8 protein-coding genes are annotated in these 6,463 nt (G+C 68.3%); 3 read left to right on the top strand and 5 right to left on the bottom strand.

Translation table 11 applies throughout. The features are described from left to right. The 5 genes from AX018_RS11525 to AX018_RS11505 all read right to left on the bottom strand — a co-directional run. Positions 1–278 (bottom strand): transposase (locus AX018_RS11525; protein WP_211322415.1); only part of this gene is annotated, 278 nt, incomplete at its 3' end. Further along, positions 275–1,717: a flavin monoamine oxidase family protein gene (locus tag AX018_RS11520; RefSeq protein ID WP_211322414.1), complete on the bottom strand. Its 1,443-nt coding sequence runs from the start codon at positions 1,715–1,717 to the stop codon at positions 275–277. The genes AX018_RS11525 and AX018_RS11520, both read right to left, overlap by 4 nt. A gap of 43 nt (positions 1,718–1,760) precedes the next feature. After that, positions 1,761–3,467 carry an alpha-keto acid decarboxylase family protein gene (locus AX018_RS11515; protein WP_111877424.1) on the bottom strand — a complete coding sequence of 569 codons (1,707 nt, stop codon included), beginning with the start codon at positions 3,465–3,467 and terminating at the stop codon, positions 1,761–1,763. Between the two features lie 264 nt (positions 3,468–3,731). Next, complete coding sequence (locus tag AX018_RS11510; protein ID WP_111877423.1) at positions 3,732–4,226, bottom strand: molybdenum cofactor biosynthesis protein MoaE; 495 nt, start codon at positions 4,224–4,226, stop codon at positions 3,732–3,734. Positions 4,227–4,266: 40 nt separating this feature from the next. Next, on the bottom strand, positions 4,267–4,503 hold the full coding sequence (locus AX018_RS11505) for a hypothetical protein (RefSeq protein WP_111877422.1): 237 nt from the start codon (positions 4,501–4,503) through the stop codon (positions 4,267–4,269). Between the two features lie 138 nt (positions 4,504–4,641). On the opposite strand from AX018_RS11505, the gene AX018_RS11500 reads away from it, so the two are divergent. The 3 genes from AX018_RS11500 to dapA all read left to right on the top strand — a co-directional run bounded on the left by AX018_RS11500 (position 4,642) and on the right by dapA (position 6,457). Further along, on the top strand, positions 4,642–4,896 hold the full coding sequence (locus AX018_RS11500) for a hypothetical protein (RefSeq protein WP_111877421.1): 255 nt from the start codon (positions 4,642–4,644) through the stop codon (positions 4,894–4,896). Between the two features lie 27 nt (positions 4,897–4,923). Continuing rightward, entirely contained in the window at positions 4,924–5,256 is a 333-nt protein-coding gene (locus AX018_RS11495; RefSeq protein WP_111877420.1) for a hypothetical protein, read from the top strand. Between the two features lie 226 nt (positions 5,257–5,482). Then, on the top strand, positions 5,483–6,457 hold the full coding sequence (dapA, locus tag AX018_RS11490) for a 4-hydroxy-tetrahydrodipicolinate synthase (RefSeq protein WP_111877429.1): 975 nt from the start codon (positions 5,483–5,485) through the stop codon (positions 6,455–6,457). The last annotated feature ends 6 nt before the right edge of the window (positions 6,458–6,463 follow it).

Here is a 6,463-nt window from a genome sequence, read left to right as displayed (position 1 = left end):
ACCGGCCAGTCCAGCTTGGCCAGCCGCAGCAGGCTGTCCACCATGCCCAGCGCCTGCCGCAGGGGCTGGCCGAACAGGCACTTGATGCTCAAGCAAAACTGGATGGCTGCGTCCGAGAACGTCGGGCTGCGCCCGCGCTTGCCGTTCGGCTTGCCAAGCCACTGCATGCCTTCATCCAGCCACATCGTCAACGATCCTCGCGCCTTCAGCGCTGCGTTGTAGGCTTTCCAGTTCGTCGTGCGGTACTTGGTCCGCCTCTCGCTCTTTGCTTCCGTCACGCCTTCAGTCTACCGGTGTGGCCGGGGTGATTTGTGCAACAAAGCCCCTGCTTGACCGTCAAGGCGGTGCCGGTCTGCGCCTCGATGGCTTCGACCAGATCGCCGATGGACGTGTAGGGGTTGAACGCCAGTGTCTTCAGCGCCTTGATGGCCGGGGCCGGGAACTTGCTTTTGGCCAGCTCCGCGATCTCCGTGGGCGTGACGCAATAGCCTTCGATCTTGGCGGGATAGGGGGGCGCGGAGGATGAAAGATTGGAGTACCAGTCGGTGTCGAAGAACATGCCCACCTTGTAGGACGGCTGCATGATGGTGGACTCCCGGTACAAGCTGACCTGCTCGTGGTTCAGCACGTCCAGCCCGGGTTGCTCCTGGTAGCAGGTCGCCTGGGCCACCCGCTCGATAGGCGCCCGACCCATGGCCAGCCACGCCGCGTCGGCCTGGCCTCGGGCGCTGGGCTTGTCCGGGTTGGCCCGCGTGGCCAGCGTGAAGGCGGCCTTCCCGTCTTTCCAGAGGATGGAGTGCAGGCGGGTGTTGGGCTGGTATTTGAAGACCACGCCCTTGGCCTTGGCGAGCTTCTCGATCCGGTCGAACAGGGCATTGAACATGCCCGAGAAGCCCGTCGTGAGGGTACGGTACTGCGTGCCCGGCGTGAACTCGTTGTTGATGTTCATCGACACGCCGGCGTGGGTGTTGATGACGTTCGAGCTGTAGCCGTTGCCGTCGGCCGCGTAGTCGAAACCTTCGGAGCCCAGTTGGTCGTACAGCAGGTTCCAGTAGCCGATGTCGCGCAAGCGGTCGCCTTGCTGGAAGACGTAGCCGTCGGACTGCCGGCGCTCGATGACGCCTGTGGTGTAGAAGTGGCACCAGTCCTTGCGCGTCCAGTGGCTGCCCATCGTCTGCGGCACCAGGTCTTGCAGCACCGAGAACCCGTTGTCCGGGCTGACGCCGGCCGCGTAGTTGGCCGCGGCATACGGGGCCGGGTTGTTGCTGCTGATGTCGTTCAGGTAGAAGTTGCGGGTGCGCAGGCTGTAGAGCTGGTTGTCCGTCACGTTGAAGGGCACGCTGAACTTGTCCAGGCCCAGTTCGTGGATGACGGTGGTGACCAGCCGGTGCCCGGGCGTGGTGCCGCCGTTGGGGTCGGGAAACTGCGGCGTGGGCGTGGATTCCCAGTGGGAATAGCGCATGCCGCCCAACTCCACAAAGGAATTGCCGGGGTTGTTCTGGTAGTGCCAGGTGCAGATGCGCGCGCCCGCGGCGCGCGTGCCGGGGTTGGCGGAGTTGAAGTCGTACTGGCCCCAGTCGTACAACTCGAGCACATCGCCACGCTTGAGTTGGCGGCTGGCGAACTTCGCGTTCTTCAGCTGGCCTTCGAGCAGGCGCCAGGCGGTGTACAGGCCGGCAGCACCGGCACCAAAGATGGAGTAGGTCTTCTTGGTCATCGTCGCGGATCTTGTGGGAGTTGGAAGAGGGGCCGGGCCGGGGTCACTCGCTGCCCAGGCGCTTCATTTGTCCGGCCAGGTCGGTCGCGGGAATGACGACCTCCACCAGCACCGGGCGGTCCTTGACCTTCCATATCCGCGGCAGCGCGGCCTTCAGGTCGGACACGGTTTCGAGGCGGAATCCTTCGGCGCCATAGGCCTTGGCCAGTGCCAGGTAGTCCCACTGGGGCAGGATGTCGAAGGTGTCGAACTTGCCCGTCTGGAAGGCACTCATGTCCACGTACACCTGCTCGATGGCATAGACCTGGTTGCTCATCACGAAGATGACGCTGTTGAGCTTGTACTTGGCCAGGGTGCTGATGGCCTGGCACACCATCATCACGCCGCCATCGCCCGCCACCGCCCACGCGCGTTTGCGGCTGCCCAATTGAGCGCCGCTGGCCGCCCCGGTCTCGAAGCCCACGCACTGCCAGGCGGCTGACGCCATGAAGCTGCCCTGGCGCATGCCGTAGGCGTTCGTGGCCACGTACATGGAGCTGCTGACGCCGAGCGGCATGACGATGTCGTCCAGGTGGCCGGCTTCGGCCAGGAAGTTCATCGAGTGCTGGAAGAAGCGGTTGAAGGTGATGACCTCGGGCTGCTTGTCGAACTTCGGGTCCGAGTTGCTCTTCCAGGGCTCGGGGTAGGCCGGCTGCGGCGGGGCGATGGCCTTGCCGGGATAGGCCTTGCTGCCCTTGAACTTCTCGAGCAGCGCCTGCATGAACTCCTTCATCACCACGTCCGGGTACTTGAAGTAGCCCGCGCGCACGCCCTGCGCCGTGGCCAGGACCATGTTGGCGTACTGCTTCTCGATGAAGATCAGGTAGTCGTCGGTGATGAAGGTGCCCAGGCACAGCACGCAGTCGGCGCCCAGGACCGCGTCGATCACGCTGGGGATGGATGCTTCATCCGAATAGGTGCCCAGGAACTTGGGGCCGCCTTCGTCCAGCACCGTCTTGCCCAGGGAGGTGGTGGTATAGACGAACCCGCTCGCGTCGATGAGCTGCTGCAGCAAGCCGCTCAGGCCAAAGCGCAGCACTTCTTCACCCGCCAGGATGACGGGCTTCTTGGCCGCCGTGATCATGCTCCACGCCTGCTCGACGGCGTTCCGCAAGGCGTCGGGCGGGCCCTTGAGTTCGCGGGCCTTCAGAGGCGTCCGGGGCGGGCGGGGGCAGGGCTGGCCCCACACCTCCTTGTAGCAGGCGATATAGACCGGCCGGCTGTGCGTCAGCGCCTCGACGATCAGGTGGTCGATGGCCTCGGCCGCGCCGACATTCGTGCTCAACGTGCGGGCGGCCACCGTCACGTTCTCGAACACGTTCTGGTCGGCATGCAGATCACCCGTGGAATGGTGAAAGGTGACGCCGTACATGTCGGTAATGTTTCGGGCGTCGGCCCCGGGCGTGGCGCTGATGACGATCACCGGGCTCCGCTCCACATAGGCCCCGGCAATCGCGTTCAGCGCGCTGAAGGTGCTGACGCCGTATTGGAGCGAAACCGCCCCCAGCCCGCGAGTGCGGGCATAGGCATCTGCGGCGTAGGCCGCGTCCAGCTCGTTGGCAGCGCCGATGGTGGCGATGCCCGGAAAATGCTCAAGCGCCTGGGTGAAATGTTTGACGTAGTCGCCTGGGATCTGGAAGACCTCGGTCACATCCAACTGTTTCAGCCGCGCAAGCAAATAGTCCGCCACCGTAAAAACGACAGCTTTCATGCTGCTCCCTCCCTTTACCTCTAAGCACACGTGTTCTGGCTTTTCGCCTTTATGGCCGAACAGTACCGGGGAATCTCCATTCGCGGAGGGTGGGAATTCCCTTACCTGCGATCAAAGAGGAATGTGCAGATCGTTCCCGCAGAGCCATCGCACGCCGTCGGGACCGAATGGCCCACGGGCAGGCACCGCCCCGGCCCGCGCTCGGCGCTCGTATCCGGCACCGTGAACCCGCTCGAAGCTCTCGGCGGGATCGTGAACACGCTCTCAGGCGTTGCGGGACGCGATGCCCCAGCGCGCCAGCGCCTCGTCGTCGCTCACGCGCGCATCCACCCAGCGGGAGCCCCCGGGCGTGGCCTCTTTCTTCCAGAAAGGCGCCTGGGTCTTGAGGTAGTCCATGAGGAATTCGCAGGCCTGGAAGCCCTGCCCCCGGTGCGCCGAGGTGACGGCCACCAGCACGATCTGGTCCTGCGGCACGAGCCAACCGATGCGGTGCACCACGCGCGCGGCGAAGATGTCGAAGCGCCGCAGCGCCTCGTCCACCATCGCCTCGATGGATTTCTCGGTCATGCCGGGGTAGTGCTCCAGCTCCATCGAGGCGACCGACTCGCCCCCGCTGCGGTCGCGCACCGTGCCCACGAAGCAGCACACGGCGCCCACGCGCGCGTCCTGCGCGCGCAGCGCGGCCAGCTCGGCCGAGACGTCGAAATCCTGCGCCTGGATGGCGACGCGGGCGGGGGACGGGGGATGGGGGGCGTTCATGGAGCGGGCACGCGGGATTCGTTCACACGCTCACACGTCCTCAGGGCGCGCGGTGCAGGCGGGGCGCAGCCAGCAGGGCCTGCTCCTCCTCGATGAAGGCGTCGAGCTGGCGGCGCACGGCCGTGGCGGCCGGCGCGCGCGCAAGCATCGCCTGCAGCCGCCCGACGTCGGCGGCCGAGGGGGCGACCTTGATCTGCGCCATGGCGGCCTGCGTCTGGCCTCCCTGGATGAGGGCGAAGACCTTCGCGGCCCATGCGTTCTTGTCCTGGCGTGCCATGCGGGCTCCTGGTGCGTGTATCAGCGTGAATGGCTGCCCATTGTCCACGGGAACGGTCCACGGAAGCGGCCGCGCCGCGCGCCCGGGGCCACGTTTGCTAAAGTGCCCGGCCCGCCGATCCCCACGCCGCTTCCCGCCATGGCCACGCAGACCATCACCACCGACCTCTACCTGCTCTTCCCGTCGCCGCGCAACACGCGCCGGGACGTCTTCGCGCACCAGGTCTTCGTGCCCCATCCGTATGCCCTCATCCACCTGCCGGACTACGGCCTCGCCGGCCCGGCCAGCCTGTTCGCCGCCTGCCGGCACGCGGACAACAAGATGGGGCAGCTCGCCACCTTCGAGCGCGAGGAGGATGCCCGGCGCTTCGAGCGGCTCTTCACGCCCGACTGACACCGCCCCGCCCCCCGAGCCGCCGCCATGCACGACGACAACCAGATCCACGTCCCGCCCTCCTTCATCGCGCTCTACAGCGACGCGCGCCAGCGCCTCACCGCGCCGGCCGCCGAGGTGCGGGAGCGCCACGAGTTCTGCGAAGACCTCGCGAACCACCTCGTGGAGCAGGCCCGGGTGCTCTACCACGTGCAGGCGCCGTCGGAATCCGAAGTGCTGCTGCGCATCCACGCCGGCCTGGCCTCGCCCGGCGCCGGCGTGACCATGGCGGAGGCCCGCTGGATCACCCTGCGGCTGGCCGAACTGCTGGACTGGCGCTGCCCGGAGCTGCCGGCCGCCGGGGCGCCACCCGCCGCCTGAGCACGTGAACACGTTCTGACAGCGCGGGCCCCGGGCCCGCGTGGAATGCGGCGCGGCATTGACACTGTTTTTACGGCACCGCCACTACACTGGGCCATGCCCGTCCTGGTGCGCGGCGGCCCCCTCCCTCCCCCAGGCATCCCCGACCCACCGGACCTCCCTGCGCATGCCGGAGGGCAACGGGGCCGGTCCCGGCATTCCGGTTTCTTGAACAAGGATGCTTTCCATGCCCCTTACCTCCCCCGTCTCCCTCTCCGTGGCCGCCGCGCCCTTGCCCGCGCCCGCCCCGCGGCGCGCCCGCGGCGACTTCTCGGGGCTCTGGGTGCCGCTCGTCACGCCCTTCGCGGCCTCGGGCGGCGCGGTGGACCATGCGACGCTGGCGGCCCTGGTGCGGCGCCTGCGGGACCAGGGCATCGCGGGCTTCGTGGCCTGCGGCTCCACGGGCGAGGCGGCCGCGCTGGAGCCCGGCGAGCAGGATGCGGTGCTGGCCACCGTGCTGGACGCCGCGGACGGCCTGCCGGTGGTGATGGGCCTGTCGGGCTACCACCTGGGCCACGCGCTGGAGCGCGTGCGCCAGTGGAACGCCCTGCCCCTGGCCGGCCTGCTGGTGCCGGCGCCGCACTACATCCGCCCCGCGCAGGCGGGCCTGCTGCAGTGGTTCCACGCCATCGCCGACGCCAGCGCCGTGCCGCTCATCGTCTACGACATCCCCTACCGCACCGGCGCCACGCTGGAGCTGGGCACGCTGCGCACGCTGGCCGCGCACGCCAACATCCGCGCCGTGAAGGACTGCGGCGGCAGCACGGCCAAGACCCAGGCGCTGATCGCCGACGGCGCGCTGCAGGTGCTGGCGGGGGAAGATGCGCAGATCTTCGCCACCATGGCCCTGGGCGGCGCGGGCGCCATCGCGGCCAGCGCGCACTGGCAGCCGGCGCGCCTCGTGGAATGCCTGCGCGCGCTGGAGGCGGGCCACCTCGCGCGCGCCCGGGCGCTGTGGCGCGCGCTCGCGCCGCTGGTCGAGGCCTTCTTCACCGAGCCCAACCCCGCGCCGCTCAAGGCCCTGCTGTCGGCCCGGGGCTGGATGGAGAACACGCTGCGCGCGCCGATGGCGCCGGCCTCGGTGGCGCTGGCCCAGCGCCTGCGGGACGCGGCGAAGGCGCAGGCGGAAGCGCTCGCGGACCTCGACACGCCCCGGGAATGAAGGGAC

Origin of the sequence: Paracidovorax anthurii (assembly GCF_003269065.1) — a bacterium.
GTDB classification, from domain to species: domain Bacteria; phylum Pseudomonadota; class Gammaproteobacteria; order Burkholderiales; family Burkholderiaceae_C; genus Paracidovorax; species Paracidovorax anthurii.
Note: the sequence above shows the minus strand (reverse complement) of the source record. Positions and strands in the feature narration are given on the sequence as shown.

Excerpts from the sequence above, each read along its gene's own strand:
- AX018_RS11520 (WP_211322414.1), bottom strand. The coding sequence starts at position 1,717 with ATGACCAAGAAGACCTACTCCATCTTTGGTGCCGGTGCTGCCGGCCTG.
- AX018_RS11495 (WP_111877420.1), top strand. The coding sequence starts at position 4,924 with ATGCACGACGACAACCAGATCCACGTCCCGCCCTCCTTCATCGCGCTC.
- dapA (WP_111877429.1), top strand. The coding sequence starts at position 5,483 with ATGCCCCTTACCTCCCCCGTCTCCCTCTCCGTGGCCGCCGCGCCCTTG.
- AX018_RS11510 (WP_111877423.1), bottom strand. The coding sequence starts at position 4,226 with ATGAACGCCCCCCATCCCCCGTCCCCCGCCCGCGTCGCCATCCAGGCG.
- AX018_RS11515 (WP_111877424.1), bottom strand. The coding sequence starts at position 3,467 with ATGAAAGCTGTCGTTTTTACGGTGGCGGACTATTTGCTTGCGCGGCTG.
- AX018_RS11505 (WP_111877422.1), bottom strand. The coding sequence starts at position 4,503 with ATGGCACGCCAGGACAAGAACGCATGGGCCGCGAAGGTCTTCGCCCTC.
- AX018_RS11500 (WP_111877421.1), top strand. The coding sequence starts at position 4,642 with ATGGCCACGCAGACCATCACCACCGACCTCTACCTGCTCTTCCCGTCG.